Genomic DNA, 16851 nt, shown 5'->3' with positions numbered 1-16851 from the left:
AAAACCCCTAGTCGCAAAAACAGATTATAGCCTCCTAGCCTTTCTTTTAGCTGCGGCTGCCTGGAATTTGGCATCCTGGTTCTGATTTGCCTTCTTACGCCGAACTGTCTTGGGGTCGATTAATAGAGGGGAATAGAGCTCTAAGCGATCTCCAGCATAAATCGGACTATCCCAGTCCTTGCGTTTGCCAAAGACCCCAAAGCAGCCCTTTCGGGCTAAAACGGGGTCATCCGGACCAACGGCAATACCGGCTTTAACTAAGGCTAAACCAACCGTCGCCAACTCTCCAGCATCCAAAAGGAGCTTGAATGGCTTCAGTTCTGGCTCTCCCAGTCTGGCGTCACAGAGAATCAGATCAAGTGCGCGTTCAGCCATAGAGATCCTCAGCGCGCTTTACAAAGCAATCAACAAAGGTACCGGCAATATGGCCAAAAACAGGCCCAATAATTTTATCCAGGATGACACTCTTGAACTCCCAGTGAAGTTTGAACTCAACCTTGCAGGCGTCCTCTCTTAAGGGGATAAAGTTCCACTGGCCCGAAAAATGCTTAAACGGGCCATCCACGAAGACCATATCGATGGTCTCAGGGCGATGATTCACATTGCGAGTGTGGAAATACTGGGTAATGCCCTTGAAATGGATATTAATTTTGGCGTCGAGCACGGTCTCGGTCTGCTCAAAAATTTCTACGCCACCACACCAAGGCAGGAACTCGGGATAACGAGCGACATCAGTCACCAAGCCGTACATGCGGTCGGCGGATTGACCAATTAAAACGGTCTTGTAGACGTCTGCCATAATCGTTCTTGAGAGCTAAATAAATATGAGTATCGTCGATAACAAAAAAGCCTTCTTTGATTATTTTATCGAGGAACGTTTTGAGGCAGGGCTTGTGCTGGAAGGCTGGGAAGTGAAAGCCATCCGCGCAGGTCGTGTACACATTAAAGAAGCGTATGTTGTCATTCGCAAGGCGGAGCTATTTTTGATCGGCTGCCATATTACCCCCCTTCTGTCTGCCTCTACCCATATCGTTCCAGACAACACGCGCACTAGAAAGCTACTGCTCAATGCCATTGAGATCCGCAAGCTGATTGGCAAGGTAGAGCAAAAGGGCTACACCCTAGTGCCACTAAACCTGCATTTCTCCAAAGGCAACGTGAAATGTGAAATTGGCCTTGCCAGAGGCAAAAAGCAACATGACAAGCGAGCAGCAACCAAAGAGCGTGAGTGGGAAGTTCAAAAAGGTCGTATTGCCAGAGGCGATTTGAACGCATAAATTGCACCTAAATGGTGCAATACAGCACCAAGCTGCTTCAATTAATTTCTTACAGCTTTTATAAAGGCATTAGTTTTATACCTATGAAATTGCCTTTTGACGAAATGCTCGACGCCGCTGGCAAAGCGCGTCCCCACTACGAAATCTTTCACAACTGGTTGAAACAGCAAAGTGATTCCCTGATGGGTCTCAAACGCGCTGAAGCAGACCTCATCTTTAGGCGCGTGGGCATCACCTTCGCCGTCTACGGCGATGATCTTGGCTCAGAAAGAACCATCCCTTTCGATCAAGTGCCTCGTATCTTTACTGCCAAAGAATGGGAACAGCTTGAAGCAGGCTTACGTCAACGCGTGAAAGCACTGAACCGCTTCATCTATGACGTATATCACGATGAAGAAATTATTAAGGCGGGAATTGTTCCAGCCGAACAGATTTACAACAATGCGCAATATCGCCCTGAGATGCGCAATGTCAGCATACCGCGTGACATCTATGCCCAAATTGCCGGAATCGATATCGTACGCGCCGGCGAAGGCGAGTTCTATGTATTAGAAGATAACTTGCGTGTTCCTTCCGGTGTGTCGTATATGGTTGAAGACCGCAAGATGATGATGCGACTTTTCCCAGATCTCTTCCAGAAATATCGTATTGCCCCTGTAGAGCATTACCCAGATCTTTTATTGGAGTGCCTCAAATCCGTTAAACCGGATGATGTTAAAAAACCGAACGTGGTTGTGCTGACTCCTGGCATGTATAACTCTGCTTACTTTGAGCATAGCTACCTTGCACAACAGATGGGTGTTGAACTAGTCGAAGGCAAGGATTTGTTTGTTAAGAATGAACAGGTCTTTATGCGAACTACCCAGGGGCCCGAACGAGTGGATGTGATCTATCGCCGCGTCGACGATGACTTCTTGGATCCATTGGCATTCCGCTCCGATTCAACCTTAGGTGTAGCAGGACTCTTATCAGCGCATCGCGCTGGTAACGTGACGTTGGCAAATGCGATTGGCACCGGTATCGCTGATGACAAGTCTATTTATCCCTACGTTCCCGAGATGATTGAGTTTTATCTTGGCGAAAAACCCATCCTGAATAATGTACCTACATTCCAATGTCGCAAGGCCGATGACTTAGCTTATACCTTGGCCAATTTGGATAAGTTAGTAGTGAAGCTCACTCATGGTGCTGGCGGCTATGGCATGTTGGTTGGCCCAGCATCTACCAAAGCAGAGATTGAAGAATTTAGAACCCATCTCATTGCCAATCCAGATAAATATATTGCTCAACCTACCTTAGCGCTCTCAACCTGCCCTACATTTGTAGAGTCCGGTGTTGCGCCAAGACATATCGATTTAAGACCCTTCGTTCTCTCAGGAAAAACCATCAAGATGGTTCCTGGCGGGTTGACTAGGGTTGCCCTCAAAGAAGGTTCTTTAGTGGTGAACTCCTCCCAAGGCGGTGGCACCAAAGATACCTGGGTATTGGAAGAGTAAGAAGAATAAGGAAACACATGTTAAGTCGTACCGCTGATTGTCTTTATTGGATGGCCCGTTACACCGAGCGCGCAGAAAACACTGCCCGAATGCTCGATGTAAATCATCAGACCTCTCTACTTCCACAGCCTGCTGAATATTTAGAGCAGAGCTGGAAAAAATTATTGACGATTTCTAAGCTAGAAGATGCCTTCCGCAGCAAATATGATGTTGTCAATCGCGAGAACGTCCTGGATTTCATGATTTATGAAACCAGCAACCCATCTAGCATCGTCTCCTGTTTATATGCCGCACGTGAAAATGCGCGCGTCATTCGCGGCAAGATTACTTCCGAAGTTTGGGAAACTCAAAACACTACCTGGTTAGAACTTCAACGCATACTAGAAGCAAGACATCAAGCCGATCCTAGTCGCCTTCTGGAATGGGTGAAGCACCGCTGCCACCTCTTTAGAGGCGTTCTCTATGGCACGATGCTCAAGAACGAAGCGTTTTACTTTATCAGCGTTGGAACGCTGCTTGAGCGTGCAGATAATACTGCCCGTATTTTAGAAACTAAGTACGAAGATCAGGCCGCCCTGAAAGTCCTCGGTGCCAAGAAATCCTCCGACGAAGGTACTGATGGTGAATTCTTTGATTTCTATCACTGGGCTGCATTGCTCCGCTCAGTTTCAGCATTTGAAATTTATCGTCAAATCTATTCTGATCAAGTAACACCAAAGCAAGTGGCTGAGCTGCTAATCTTCAATAAGCAGATGCCACGCTCCTTAGTCTGCTGCGTGAATGAATTAATTCCCTTGATCTCGGAAGTAAAGAACCAACAATCCAAAGAAATTGAACGCTTGCTCGGAAAACTGAAGGCAAGTTTGGATTATTCAGATATTAATGAGGTGTTCGATCAAGGCCTAGAGGAATTTATTGAGGCCTTCTTAGAGCGTATTAACTACATAGCCGATGAGTTCAGTAATGCTTATCTCATCCCATTGGCTGTCGCCTAAGAACTCACGAAGACTATATGCATCTTAAAATTCGCCACCGCACTGAATATCGCTATGAGACGCCAGTACGTTACTCAATTCAAGAGTTGCGCTTAACGCCACCATCGCTAGCGGGCCAACAAATAGATAAATGGAGAATTAGCACTCCGATTAAATCATCTAATTCCATAGATACCTTTGGTAACGTTTGCAGCGTATTTGTACTGGAAAGTCCTTATACCTCGATGATGATTGAGGCTGAAGGTGAAGTACAAACACAAGATGCATTTGAGTTTGCAGATGATGCTAAGGCTGTCTCACCCTACTATCTGCTTCAACAAACCAATCTGACTGAACCAACAGATGAAATGTTGGATTATTTTTCTTATAGCCTTCCCAAGAAAAATTCTGTTGATCAAGTGATCAAACTTGCTGAAGCAATTCAGGGTTTGATCGTGTACTCTCCAGGCCAAACGAACTTTGCTACTACAGCAGCCCAATCCTTTGCCATGAAATCCGGCGTCTGCCAAGATCATGCGCATATTATGCTGAGCCTATGTCGCGCATCCAACATCCCAGCCCGTTATGTCAGCGGCTATTTCTTCGCCGAAGAGTCTCCGAATCTTGCGAGCCATGCGTGGATTGATTTCTGTAGCGATATTGAAAAAGGTATTTGGACTAGTGTAGACATTACCCATGCATGCTTAATTGACTCCCGCCATATCCGACTGGCCATTGGTCGCGACTACTACTCTGCAGCTCCAGTTAAAGGCGTTCGCTCCGGCGGCGGAGGTGAAGAACTTACTGCCAATATCTCCATTCAACAGCTGTCTTAGAACCCACCTGAGATATTTAAGAGATAATTTCAGGAAATAATTAAGAGGGTTAGTGTATGACGTATTGCGTTGGGCTTTGCCTTAAAGATGGTCTCGTTTTCTTATCCGATACCCGCACCAATGCTGGTGTAGACCAAATTGGCACCTTCAGAAAGATGAGCTTGTTTCAAAACAAGGATCGCTTCTTTACCCTGATGAGTGCCGGCAATCTTGCGATTACGCAGTCTGTTAAAGAAATCTTGCTTCAAGGACAGCTTTTTAAAGGCAAAAACCTCTGGACAGCAAAAAACTCATACGAGGCCGCCGTTGTTGTGGGCGATGCCATTAAACAAGTTTATGAGCGTGACCATTTAGCACTCGAAAAGTCTGGTATTGATTTCAACTGCAATATGATTTTTGGCGGCCAAGTTAAAGGTGAGAAACCTCGCCTCTTTAATATTTACTCCGCAGGAAATTTCATTGAAGCCACGCCTGAGACTTGCTACTTCCAAATTGGTGAATCTAAATACGGAAAGCCAATCTTAGATCGAGTACTTAATTTCAATACACCACTTAACCTTGCAACTAAGTGCGCCCTCATTTCGATGGACTCCACTCTGAAAAGTAATATTTCAGTCGGGCTTCCTTTGGATATGCTGGTTTATGAAAAAAATTCTCTGAAAGCCACTAAGCTAGTCACCCTGGATGATGCAAACCCTTATTTCGCCATGATTCATCAGGCATGGGGAGAGAAACTACGCGAGGCTTTTAACTCTATAGCAGAACCAAGCTGGAGCGGCGCTCATAAATCGAGTGACATTTCTACCCCTGCTAAAAAAATGGGGATTGTTCCAATTAATCATCCGCCATCCAAGGCAAGAGCCTCAAAGCCTGCAAAAACAACTAAGGCTACTCCTGCAAAGAAGGTAGCAAAGAAAGCTGCAGCAAAAAAGGCGCCTGTAAAGAAAAGGTAGGCGCCCAATAAGCGAGTGCTGGATGCATTGACAAACAAAAAGGCCTAGAAAAAATCTAGGCCTTTTGCTTTATCGCCATCCGCCTTGGTTTAGGCTTTTAAGTTCTTACCTAACATTTCCCAAGTAGCAACCACGCTATCTGGATTTAATGAAATAGAGGTAATGCCCTTCTCAACCAACCAACGAGCAAAGTCTGGATGATCTGATGGGCCTTGACCGCAAATACCAACGTATTTGTTTTGTTTGCGGCAAGCGTCAATTGAACGAGCGATCATAAATTCCACCGCTGGGTCACGCTCATCAAAGTCGATAGCCAGTAATTCCATGCCAGAGTCACGATCCAGACCAAGCGTTAACTGAGTCATGTCGTTTGAGCCGATAGAGAATCCATCAAAGTACTCAAGGAACTGATCTGCCAAAATTGCATTCGATGGAATCTCGCACATCATGATGAGACGGAGGCCATTCACGCCACGTTTGAGGCCAAATGTCTCCATCATGTCGATCACGCGCTTAGCTTGATTAATCGTGCGTACAAATGGAACCATGATCTCTACATTATCTAAGCCCATATCTTCGCGTACACGCTTCATAGCTGCGCACTCAAGAGCAAATGCCTCACCAAAATCCGCCGATACATAACGTGACGCGCCGCGGAAGCCTAACATTGGGTTTTCTTCATCTGGCTCGTAACGTGATCCACCAATCAACTTCTTATATTCATTGGACTTGAAATCTGAAAGGCGAACAATGACTGGTTTTGGATAGAAAGCTGCAGCAATCGTTGCCACACCCTCAACCAATTTATCTTCATAGAACTGACGTGGACTAGCGTAACCGCGAGCCACACTTTCCACTGCACGTTTGAGATCAGGATCAATATTTGGATACTCCAATACTGCACGTGGATGAACACCAATGTAGTTATTGATAATGAACTCGAGACGTGCCAAACCTACGCCTGCATTAGGGATTTGACAGAAATCAAATGCCAACTGAGGATTACCAATATTCATGGTGATCTTTACTGGGATCTCTGGCAATACACCGCGGGACACTTCGGTTACTTCAGTTTCGATCAAGCCATCATAGATATGACCTTCGTCACCTTCAGCACAAGAAACGGTCACCATCATGCCGTCTTGCAAATGCTCAGTTGCATCGCCGCAACCCACCACCGCAGGAACACCAAGTTCACGGGCAATAATCGCCGCATGACAAGTACGACCGCCACGATTAGTCACAATCGCAGAAGCACGCTTCATCACTGGCTCCCAATTTGGATCAGTCATATCGGCAACCAATACATCACCAGGCTGAACACGATCCATCTCGCTTGGATCACGAATAATCCGAACAGGACCAGCACCGATCTTTTGGCCGATCGCGCGACCTTTTGCTAATACCTTTGAGCTACCTTTTAACTTGTAGCGCATTTCAACTTGACCAGCTGCCTGACTCTTTACAGTCTCAGGACGCGCTTGCAGAATATAAATACGGCCATCTTGACCGTCTTTACCCCACTCGATATCCATTGGACGACCGTAGTGTTTCTCAATGATCACTGCATACTTAGCCAACTCAGTAATATCTGCATCTTCTAAGGAAAAGCGATTGCGTTTTTCTGGAGACACATCCACTGTCTGCACTTTTTCTGCAGAGCCCTTAGGCGCAAATTGCATCTGAATCAACTTAGAACCTAAAGAGCGGCGAATAATGGCCTTCTTATCCTGGGCCAAAGTAGTTTTGAAAACATAAAACTCATCTGGGTTCACCGCACCCTGAACAACAGTCTCACCCAGGCCATAGCTGGAGGTAATGAACACCACGTCCTCAAATCCGGACTCAGTATCCAAGGTAAACATTACGCCGGCAGCACCCAAGTCTGAACGTACCATGCGCTGGATACCAGCAGATAAGGCTACTTCAGCATGGGCAAAGCCCTTATGAACACGGTAAGAGATTGCGCGATCGTTATACAAAGAAGCAAATACTTCGCGAATCTTCTTCAGAACATCATCGATACCTTCGACGTTCAAGAATGTTTCTTGTTGTCCAGCAAAAGAGGCGTCAGGCAAGTCTTCAGCAGTAGCTGAAGAACGCACGGCGAATGAGCCTTTACCGGAATCATCTAATACTGCAAATGCCTTGCGAATCTCTTCGTCCAATTTGGGCTGAAAAGGCGCTGTTTCAATCCAATTACGAATTTCTGCACCAGCCTGTGCCAATGCTCGCACATCATCAATGTTTAAACCCTCTAAACGCTGTTGAATGCGATCGGTGAGATTGTTGTGTTTTAGAAAATCACGGAATGCTAATGCGGTAGTTGCAAATCCAGTAGGAACACGAACCCCAGTAGAGGCTAACTGAGAAATCATCTCCCCTAATGAAGCATTCTTACCGCCAACTGATTCGACATCAGTCATGCGTAACTGTTCAAAAGGCAAAACATAGGCATCGGCCATACTGCTATTTTGTTGCTGTTGGTTGGACATAAAATACTCTCTAAGGATAAGGAAACTGGTGTAGCGGCCACCTTCAATGGGGCATGCTTTAATATGATTCTATTGTAGTGCTGACCCTGACTTTTAGGCCAAATCCATGTCTAACCAAACCCGTATTGTTTTTATTGTCTCTGACGGTACCGGCATTACTGCCGAGAACTTCAGCCAGTCGATTTTGGCGCAATTTGAGGCCCCTTTTAAGCACATTCGGGTGCCTTTTGTGGATAGTGTCGATAAAGCCCATGAAGCCGTTAGTAGCATCAACCAGGCAGCAAGCAAATATGGGGTTCAACCGATTGTTTTCACCACTTTGGTGAACTCTGAGCTCAATACAATTGTTGGCAAGGCAAACGGGTTAATACTCGACATGTTCCAGACTTTTGTGGCCCCATTAGAAGCAGCATTAGGCATGAAATCAACCCATGCCATGAACCGCCTCCACCATAATGCGGATACCGATGCTTATAAAAACCGCATTGAGGCCATTAACTACTCTTTAGCCCACGATGATGGCCAGTCCAACCAAAACTTGGCTGAAGCCGACGTCATCCTGATTGGCATCTCTCGAGTTGGCAAAACCCCGACTAGCCTTTATTTGGCGATGCAATATGGATTAAAGGCGGCCAACTATCCACTGATCCCGGAAGATTTTGAACGGGGTCAACTGCCCAAGGACTTGGTGCCATATCGCCAGAAGATCTTTGGCCTCATGATTGATGCTGAGCGTCTCTCAGAAATTCGGAATGAGCGTAGACCCGGTAGTAATTACGCCAAACTAGAAAACTGTCGCTATGAAATTAATGAAGCAACGGCAATGATGAAAAAACAATCTATACCGTGGGTATTAACAACCAGTAAATCGATTGAAGAAATTGCCACCACAGTACTGCAAGCGATCAAGTCAGATAGAACCATTCTTGGCTAATACAAACTGAATCAGCAGTTTAAGTACGCCTTACGCGCATAGTTTCAAATAAACAGACTGCAGCAGCTGTAGAAACATTCAAGGATTCCACCCGTGGATCAATAGGGATGGATACACCCTTAGCCTGAGCACGTAGGTCTTCTGATATGCCCTGCCCTTCGCTACCCATCACCCATGCTACAGGGTGTAGTAAATCTTTTTTCAGGGAGTAAAGATCTTGTTCAGCATCTGCTGTGGCTGCGAATAAAGACGCTGTAACAGCACTCAACACTTGCTGGTTAGACCAACCTTCATAAAGGTCAAGCAAGCGATGTGCACCCATACCCGCACGCAATACTTTGGTGGACCATAAATGAGCACAACCTGATAATGCAATTACCTGTGTAAAACCAGATGCAGCTGCAGTACGCAAGATTGAGCCAACATTACCTGCATCCTGCACTCGATCCAATATGACTAAATCGCCCTCTAGGGTTGCAATAGATTGCGGTGGTGTGAGGGTAGATTTTGGTAGATCCAGCAAACCTGCAATATGGGGTGCATTTACCAGATCACTCAATAAGTCCCAGAGTGCGCTATCCAATTGGATTACTTTGGTGTCGGGACAAATCTCCAGATGCTCATAAACGGCTTGGGAAATCTCTACATTCTTCAAGCCAACTTCTGAGGTTAAAAGAATCTTTAACGCTGGATCACCCACCCAAGTTTGAACCAGGTGAATCCCTTCTAACAATGCTTGTCCACTAGCTATTCTGGCTTTCTGCCCTTTAGAGCCCGTGGCTTGCAGGTTCCGAATCTCTTTAAACAAGGGATTCTCTTTGGAGGTAATGAGGTCAAAGTTCATAACTTATTCGTAACTTAGTTTGCAATAGATTCAAGAACTTTACGCACCGGTGAAAAGCTGCGTCGATGTTGATCACATGCGCCATACTGTTTTAGAGCGGCAAAATGGGCTTCAGTGGGATAACCCATATGCTGAGCAAAACCATACTCTGGATGAAGCTCGTGTAAACAAATCATCTGACGATCACGAGTGACTTTAGCAACAATAGATGCAGCAGAAATTGCTGGTTCTTTAGCATCACCCTTAATAATAGCTTCTGCAGCAATCGGCAATTCTGGACAACGATTGCCGTCAATCAAGGCTTTATCGGGCCAGGAGCCCAAACGGCTTGCGAGATCCTCTATAGCGCGACGCATTGCCAGCATAGTAGCTTGCAAAATATTCATCTCATCAATCTCGGCTGGACTGGCCTCACCTACACCCCAGGCTTTTGCCTTTTCCATGATCTGCTCATAGAGATATTCGCGGCGCACAGCAGTTAACTTTTTAGAATCCTTTAGACCTTCAATCGGATTGCTGGGGTCTAGCACTACCGCGCCAGCAACCACTGCACCCACCAATGGTCCACGCCCCGCCTCATCCACGCCGCAGATCCAAATGAGGCTCATATGCTACTGTTGTTCTTGCGTTGATTGGCAATCGTCTGCGCTACTGCTTGCGCAACCAATAAACCTGTGGGACGACGCAAAGTTTCATGCATCTGCGCAAAACGTTCTTTGAGTTTGGCGACCTTTACTGGGTTCTCTAACCAATCTTGCAAGGCATTGGCTAATTTTTCAGGGGTAGCATCCTCCTGCAAGAGTTCAGGAACTACAAACTCGCCGCAGAGAATATTTGGCAAACCTACATACGGCAAGTAACCTTGGCGCTTCATGATCTGCGCTGTTAACCATGGCACCTTATAAGAAATGACCATCGGCTTTTTCCATAAAGCCGCCTGCAAAGTTGCTGTGCCGCTGGCAATCAGCACCACATCCGATGACTCGAGTACTTCATCTGCCATTCCATCCAACAAATAAATCTGAGCATCTGGATTTGCATTCTTCGCTTTCAGCAAAAGTTGCTCAAGGGGCTCACGCAATCGCGGTGTTGCCACCGGAATGAGAAAGTGAAGCTTCTGACCCTTTAGCCTCTTCGATAGAAGCTCCATGGTTTCAAAAAAGACAGGTGCTATAAGCTCAATCTCAGATCCACGACTCCCAGGAAGAACCGCAATAACAATTCCATCAAGGGAGTTGCTTTCAATATTGAATGTCTTGGCGATCTTCTCTCTGGCAGCCTTTGTATCTGGCTCAAGTGGAATATCGCTAGCCAATGGATGCCCAACATAAGTAGAGGCAACGCCGGCTTTGTCATAGATTTCTGTTTCAAAGGGAAAGATGCAGAGCATGCGTTCTACTGCTTGGGAAATTTTCTTGATTCTTCCTGCTCGCCATGCCCAAATAGAGGGGGAGACTAAATGCAATGTCGGAATACCCGCTTTGCGCAACTCCAATTCGATACCTAAATTAAAGTCAGGCGCATCAACTCCTAAGTAGATGTCAGGCCGACCTTCATTCAGGAGATTTCGAATCAGTTCTTTGCGAAGCTTCAGAATAGCTGGCAACTGTTTGATAGCCTCAACATAACCCCGCACACTCAAGGTTTCCATGGGCCAATCAGAACGCATACCCTCAGCCTGCATACGGGGGCCGCCAATCCCATAGACCTCAAGACCAGACATGTCTGGTATTTGATTTAGCGCCCTAAGAGCTGGCGCCGCCAATAGATCGCCAGAAGGTTCGCCAGCTACACAAGCTAACTTTGGCAAAGTAATTCCGTTACCGAATGATGCCGCGCGTAGAAGCGGCAATAAAATCATGGAACTGGGCTAGCTTTTCAGCAGTAGCAACATCAGCCGCAGAAGCGACTACCATTTTATGAATTTCTACTTTAGCCTCTTCAAAACTGAGACCATCTTTATAGAGAACTTTATAAGCCTGACGCAAAGCAGAGATTGTTTCGCTAGAAAAACCACGACGCTTTAAGCCTTCCACATTAATGCCGTGAGGGGAAGCTTTATCTCCAGCGGCAATCACAAATGGTGGAATGTCTTGCACTAATGCAGAAGCACCGCCCAACATAGCGTGCTGCCCAATACGAACAAATTGATGAACTCCAGACATGCCGCCCATGATGGCCCAATCTTCGACCTGAACATGTCCCGCAATTTGCGCATTACTTGAGAAAATGGTGTGATTGCCCACCTGACAGTCATGGGCAATATGAACATAAGCCATGATCCAGTTGTCATTTCCAATACGGGTAATGCCTTCATCCTGCGACGTACCAGTATGAATCGTCGTAAACTCGCGAACAGTATTGCGGTCGCCAATAATTAATTGGGTGGGCTCTCCACGGTACTTCATATCCTGCGGTGGTCCACCAATCGCCGCAAAGTGCGCAAAGCTATTGGCCTGGCCGATTGTGGTGTAACCCTCGATCACTGTATGGGAGCCTACCTTAGTACCAGCGCCAATCTTGACGTTGGGGCCAATAACAGAATATGGACCTACCTCAACATCACTAGCCAGTTCAGCCTTACTGTCAACTACAGCAGATGCATGAATCCGAGTCATTACGCGCCTTTCGAACGAACCGCACAAGTGATATTGGCCTCTGCAGCAATCTCACCATCTACAGTTGCTTGTACTGAAAATTTATAAATACCTGCACGCTCTCGCTCTAACTTTGCAGTCATGATGAGTTGATCGCCTGGCAATACTGGTTTTTTGAAGCGGGCGCCATCGATACCAGCAAAGTAGTAGACCGCATCTTCTGCCCGCTCTTCAGAGAATGTGAGTAAGGCGGCTGTTTGAGCCAAAGCCTCAATAATCAACACGCCAGGCATTACTGGAAAATCTGGGAAATGGCCCTGAAAGAAAGGCTCATTCATGGTGACATTTTTTAACGCAGTAATAGTCTCACGCGGAGTAATTTCTAATACACGATCAACCAATAAAAATGGATAACGATGCGGTAGCAATTGAAGAATCTTATTGATATCGATTGCGATTGGTGTGCTCATAAATAACCCGCTGAAAAGTAAATATTAGTTTTAGATTACAGAATCTTAAGACTCTGTGGTTTTGTTTTTATCCAGTAAGCGCAAGCGCTGACGTATTTTATCTAGGCCGCGCAAAATTGCGGCGTTTTTCTCCCAAGCGCTGTGGAGCATTGATGGGTAAACGCCAGTGTAGTGCTGGCCTGGCTCGCTAATCGAGCGAATAATAGAAGTGTTACCAGAAACCGTAGTCCTATCAGCAATAGTCAGGTGCCCTGCAAAATTGGCTGCCCCGCCAATAATGCAGAAATTGCCAATCTTAGTGCTGCCAGATATGGCGGCGCATCCGGCCACAACGCAACAGTTACCTATCACTACGTTATGCGCAATTTGCACTTGATTATCAATTTTGGTTCCCGCACCAATGACTGTGTCACTCATTGCGCCACGATCAATCGTTGTCGAAGCGCCAATCTCCACATCATTACCAATAACTACTCGGCCTGTCTGCGGAATCTTGACCCACTCACCGCCTGTAGCAGAAAAATCGGGGGCAAAACCAAAGCCATCAGCCCCAATGATTGCGCCACTATGAATAATGCAGCGTTCACCAATCTGGGTGTTGTAATAAATTGAAACTGACGGATAAATTAATGTATCGCATTCAATACAGCAATCTTTAGCAATACTTGAATTACCTAAAATAGAAACACGCTCACCCAACATTACGCCTGCGCCAATTTGCACAAAGGGTCCAATATGGCATGAGGCTGGAACAATCGCAGTGCTATCAATTGCCGCACTCGGATGAATTCCGGATGGATAGATTGGGCTACTTGCTTTTGCAAAGTGCTGAGCCATTCTAGCGAATGTGGCATACGGATTTTTTGATACAAAGTACACCCGCTTTGCAGAATTTTCACTAGGGTTTGCTTGTAAAAAATCTAGATCAGACTTACTAACAATTAACGCGCCAGCAGCGCTATCGCTAGCCTGCTGTCTATATAGCGGATTGGAAAGAAAGGATATCTGATCTGGCTGCGCTCGCTCTAGTGGAGCGAGGCCTATAAAACCATGGGAGGCCTCCCCCACCAAGCTTGCTTGAAACTGTTCGGCCAGCTCAATGGCGGTCGGCATAAAGCTTACTTCTGGCTATTTAAAGCCTTGATAACATCATCGGTTACATCAGCCTTAGGACTGACATAAGCTGCTTCTTGAACAATGATGTCAATTTTTCTTTGCTCTGCAATTTGCTTTAACACTGAGTTTGCTTTTTCAGCAATCTTGGCGCGCTCTTCAAATGTACGTTGATTAAGATCCTCAGTAAATTCGCGTTGCTTGCGTTGTAATTCGCGGTCTTGATCAGCCAATTCACGTTGACGACGTACACGCTCGGCTTCATTCATCACTGCGGCATCACGATCGAGCTTTTCAGCTGCAGACTTAATCTTTTGAGCAGCATCGCGCAGATCATTCTGACGCTTAGTAAATTCATTTTGCAAGCGAGTTTGCATCGCCTTTGCTAAGTTGGACTCATTAAATACTTTCTCGGAGTTCACAACTGCAACACGGGTTCCCGCGTCTTGAGCAAAAGCCTGTGGAGCGGCGATCGCTGTCACAGCAGCAAGAACGCCAACTTGAATCCATTTTGAAGATTGATAAAACTTCATAAAACTTTCCTTAAGCAATTAAAACGCTGTACCCACTTGGAACTGCAAACGCTGGATATTGTCCGTTGGTTGTGACTTATACGGAATACCATAGCTAAATTTCAAAGGTCCAAGCGGTGATATCCATGATAAACCCAATCCATAGGAGTATCTTAGAACTAAATTGATGTTTTGCCCAAATGCATTACCACCGTCCACGAAGGTAAATAGGCGGAGGGTTTTATCCACCCCAGAACCCGGGACGGGGAAGGTGTATTCCACGTTGCTGACAATCTTAGATTGTCCGCCCGTTGGCTGATAAGCGCCAATATAGGTGTTGTAGTACTGCGGCCCTAAAGAGCCTGGAGAATAGCCGCGCACAGAACCAATACCGCCTACATAGTAGTTTTTGGTAATCGGGAATGGATTGCTGCCATAAGCCTGACCGTAACCCACTTCACCATTAAAGGACAGAATATTGGCCTTCGAAAAGGAGTGATATTTCTGATACTGACCATAAATACGATAAAAAGTGAGGTCTCCGACAGGGGTTCCAACTTCGCCCGAGAGCTGCTCCAAAGAGCCGGTCGACGGAATCAACGAGCTGTCGCGACCGTCGCGTGCCCAACCAACAGTTAAAGGAACGTTGTAAGTAGTCACTGTGCCAGGGTAGCCCGGTGAAGCCACTCCATAACTCATTGCGTAATTTAAATACGGTATTGGCGTGTTGGCAGAGGTTTTAATTTGAAAGGCCTCTAGACCGGTTCCAAAAAATACTCTATCCACTTCTGTATACGGCACACCAAATTTAATATTCGATCCGACGGACTTAATTTGGTAATCAGGATCGCCAGCGTAATACAAAGGCTTGGATGAGCGGTAGTACAAGTCTGTATAGCGACTAATGCCATCCTCAGTGAAATAAGGATCGTAATTAGAAAGGGTTAAGTTCTGAGTAATCTTGCCCAAGGATGCATTCAAACCAATTGCAGTACCGGTACCAAAGGCGTTATCTTGATTAATACCAGCAGACAAAATCAATTTCTCAGTTGAGGAGAAGCCGGCACCAATGGTAATTGCACCTGTTGGCTTTTCAGTCACCTTAACGTTGACGTCAACTTGATCTGGAGAGCCAGGAACATCTTCCGTTGTGATATCTGTCTCAGTAAAGTAGCCTAAACGACCTAAGCGCTTTTTAGATAAATCAATCTTATCGCTATCAAACCAAGAGCTTTCAAACTGACGCATTTCGCGACGAATCACCATATCGCGAGTTTTAGCATTGCCAGAAATAGCGACCTGACGAACATAGATTCGGCGACCAGGATCAACCACCAAAGTGAGATCTACCTCAGCTATATCACGGCGGATATCCGGCTGAGGGTTAATGGTTGCAAACGCATAACCATAAGAACCCAAGACTTCAGCAATCGCCTTAGTGCTCTCTGTTAATTTAGCGGATGAGAAAGTATCTCCCGGCTTGAGCACAATCAACTGCATCAACTCTGATTCTTTACCCAGAGTTTCACCGGCTAAACGGACATCCTTCACAGTGAACTTCTTGCCTTCACGAATACTGATCGTCAGATAAATACCTTTTTTATCTGGCGTAATGGAAACCTGAGTGGATTCAATCACAAACTCGAGATAACCACGGTTGAGATAGTACGAGCGAATATTCTCTAAATCGGCAGTTAATTTTTGCTTGGAATACAGATTGTCTTTGCTGTACCAAGACAACCATCCGCCAGTTTTTAACTGCATCTCGCTTTTTAAAGTACTTTCACTAAAAGCTTCCGTTCCGATGAAGCTAATCTCTTCAATTTTAGCGACAGGACCTTCATCAATATTGAAATACACAGCCACTTGATTTCGTTCAACCGGCGTAACGGTAGCAACCACTTCTGCCGCATACATACCCTTACCAACATATTGGCGCTTTAATTCTTGCTCAGCTTTATCGATCAACGCTTTATCGTAAAAACGCGCTTCAGCCAAACCAACCGCCTTTAAAGACTTACGAACAACTTCAGGATCAAATTCTTTCATCCCAGTAAATTCAATACGAGCAATCGTAGGACGCTCCTCAACAATCACAATCAGCACATTGCCCTGAGCTTGAATCTGGACGTCTCTAAAAAAACCTGTGGTGTAAAGGGCCTTAATCGATTCAGCGCCCTTTTCTTCGGTAAAGGTGTCGCCCACTTGAACAGGCAGATAACTAAAGACTGTTCCTGGTTCTACGCGCTGCAAACCTTCAACACGAATATCTTTCACTACAAATGAGTCGGCTGCAGATGCATTCAAACTCAACCCAAGCGCAAAAAATACCAGGGTATGGGTAACGAAG

Annotated in this window: 17 protein-coding genes; 6 read left to right on the top strand and 11 right to left on the bottom strand. The window is 45.8% G+C overall.

Going from position 1 to position 16851, the window contains the following annotated elements:
* Window positions 1-24 precede the first annotated feature (24 nt).
* Together ICN33_RS07275 and ICN33_RS07270 are read right to left on the bottom strand one after the other, a co-directional pair.
* Window positions 25-375, bottom strand: coding sequence for an RnfH family protein (locus ICN33_RS07275; protein ID WP_216195792.1), 351 nt, complete (start codon window positions 373-375; stop codon window positions 25-27).
* Window positions 368-799 carry a type II toxin-antitoxin system RatA family toxin gene (locus ICN33_RS07270; protein ID WP_215359568.1) on the bottom strand — a complete coding sequence of 144 codons (432 nt, stop codon included), beginning with the start codon at window positions 797-799 and terminating at the stop codon, window positions 368-370. Before ICN33_RS07270 ends, ICN33_RS07275 begins: the two co-directional genes overlap by 8 nt.
* Before the next feature lie 25 nt (window positions 800-824).
* Here ICN33_RS07270 and smpB point away from each other — a divergent pair, with 25 nt between their 5' ends.
* From smpB to ICN33_RS07245, 5 genes are all read left to right on the top strand, one after another.
* Entirely contained in the window at window positions 825-1277 is a 453-nt protein-coding gene (gene smpB, locus ICN33_RS07265) for an SsrA-binding protein SmpB (RefSeq protein WP_068321829.1), read from the top strand.
* Between the two features lie 83 nt (window positions 1278-1360).
* A complete protein-coding gene (locus tag ICN33_RS07260; protein ID WP_216195789.1) occupies window positions 1361-2773 on the top strand; it encodes a circularly permuted type 2 ATP-grasp protein in 1413 nt (470 codons plus the stop codon).
* A gap of 17 nt (window positions 2774-2790) precedes the next feature.
* Window positions 2791-3768 (top strand): alpha-E domain-containing protein, encoded by a 978-nt coding sequence (locus ICN33_RS07255; RefSeq protein ID WP_216195788.1) that lies wholly within the window; start codon window positions 2791-2793, stop codon window positions 3766-3768.
* Between the two features lie 17 nt (window positions 3769-3785).
* A complete protein-coding gene (locus tag ICN33_RS07250; RefSeq protein ID WP_216195785.1) occupies window positions 3786-4583 on the top strand; it encodes a transglutaminase family protein in 798 nt (265 codons plus the stop codon).
* A 56-nt stretch (window positions 4584-4639) separates the two neighbouring features.
* Window positions 4640-5536, top strand: coding sequence for a peptidase (locus ICN33_RS07245; protein ID WP_216195783.1), 897 nt, complete (start codon window positions 4640-4642; stop codon window positions 5534-5536).
* 89 nt (window positions 5537-5625) lie between these two features.
* Here ICN33_RS07245 and ppsA read toward each other — a convergent pair whose 3' ends face one another.
* The gene (gene ppsA / locus ICN33_RS07240; protein WP_216195781.1) at window positions 5626-8031 is read right to left on the bottom strand and encodes a phosphoenolpyruvate synthase; all 2406 of its coding nucleotides are present in this window, start codon (window positions 8029-8031) and stop codon (window positions 5626-5628) included.
* Between the two features lie 106 nt (window positions 8032-8137).
* On the opposite strand from ppsA, the gene ICN33_RS07235 reads away from it, so the two are divergent.
* A complete protein-coding gene (locus ICN33_RS07235; RefSeq protein WP_216195779.1) occupies window positions 8138-8965 on the top strand; it encodes a pyruvate, water dikinase regulatory protein in 828 nt (275 codons plus the stop codon).
* Between the two features lie 19 nt (window positions 8966-8984).
* Here the strand turns inward: ICN33_RS07235 and ICN33_RS07230 are convergent, their stop codons facing one another.
* The 8 genes from ICN33_RS07230 to bamA are packed head-to-tail and all read right to left on the bottom strand — an operon-like array spanning window position 8985 to window position 16835.
* Window positions 8985-9809, bottom strand: coding sequence for an RNA methyltransferase (locus tag ICN33_RS07230; RefSeq protein ID WP_216195777.1), 825 nt, complete (start codon window positions 9807-9809; stop codon window positions 8985-8987).
* Between the two features lie 14 nt (window positions 9810-9823).
* Complete coding sequence (rnhB, locus tag ICN33_RS07225; RefSeq protein ID WP_216195773.1) at window positions 9824-10417, bottom strand: ribonuclease HII; 594 nt, start codon at window positions 10415-10417, stop codon at window positions 9824-9826.
* Entirely contained in the window at window positions 10414-11625 is a 1212-nt protein-coding gene (gene lpxB, locus ICN33_RS07220) for a lipid-A-disaccharide synthase (RefSeq protein ID WP_370623251.1), read from the bottom strand. Before lpxB ends, rnhB begins: the two co-directional genes overlap by 4 nt.
* 4 nt (window positions 11626-11629) lie before the next feature.
* Window positions 11630-12427 carry an acyl-ACP--UDP-N-acetylglucosamine O-acyltransferase gene (gene lpxA, locus ICN33_RS07215; RefSeq protein ID WP_216195770.1) on the bottom strand — a complete coding sequence of 266 codons (798 nt, stop codon included), beginning with the start codon at window positions 12425-12427 and terminating at the stop codon, window positions 11630-11632.
* Complete coding sequence (fabZ, locus tag ICN33_RS07210; RefSeq protein WP_216195768.1) at window positions 12427-12876, bottom strand: 3-hydroxyacyl-ACP dehydratase FabZ; 450 nt, start codon at window positions 12874-12876, stop codon at window positions 12427-12429. The genes lpxA and fabZ overlap by 1 nt, the downstream gene beginning before the upstream one ends.
* A 45-nt stretch (window positions 12877-12921) precedes the next feature.
* Window positions 12922-13989: a UDP-3-O-(3-hydroxymyristoyl)glucosamine N-acyltransferase gene (gene lpxD, locus ICN33_RS07205; protein ID WP_216195766.1), complete on the bottom strand. Its 1068-nt coding sequence runs from the start codon at window positions 13987-13989 to the stop codon at window positions 12922-12924.
* Window positions 13990-13994: 5 nt separating this feature from the next.
* A complete protein-coding gene (locus ICN33_RS07200; RefSeq protein ID WP_216195764.1) occupies window positions 13995-14522 on the bottom strand; it encodes an OmpH family outer membrane protein in 528 nt (175 codons plus the stop codon).
* 18 nt (window positions 14523-14540) lie between these two features.
* Complete coding sequence (bamA, locus tag ICN33_RS07195) at window positions 14541-16835, bottom strand: outer membrane protein assembly factor BamA (protein ID WP_216196588.1); 2295 nt, start codon at window positions 16833-16835, stop codon at window positions 14541-14543.
* Window positions 16836-16851: the final 16 nt, after the last annotated feature.

It is taken from the genome of Polynucleobacter sp. UB-Tiil-W10, assembly GCF_018881605.1.
Taxonomy (GTDB): domain Bacteria; phylum Pseudomonadota; class Gammaproteobacteria; order Burkholderiales; family Burkholderiaceae; genus Polynucleobacter.
This window is presented reverse-complemented; position numbering and strand designations above follow the sequence as displayed.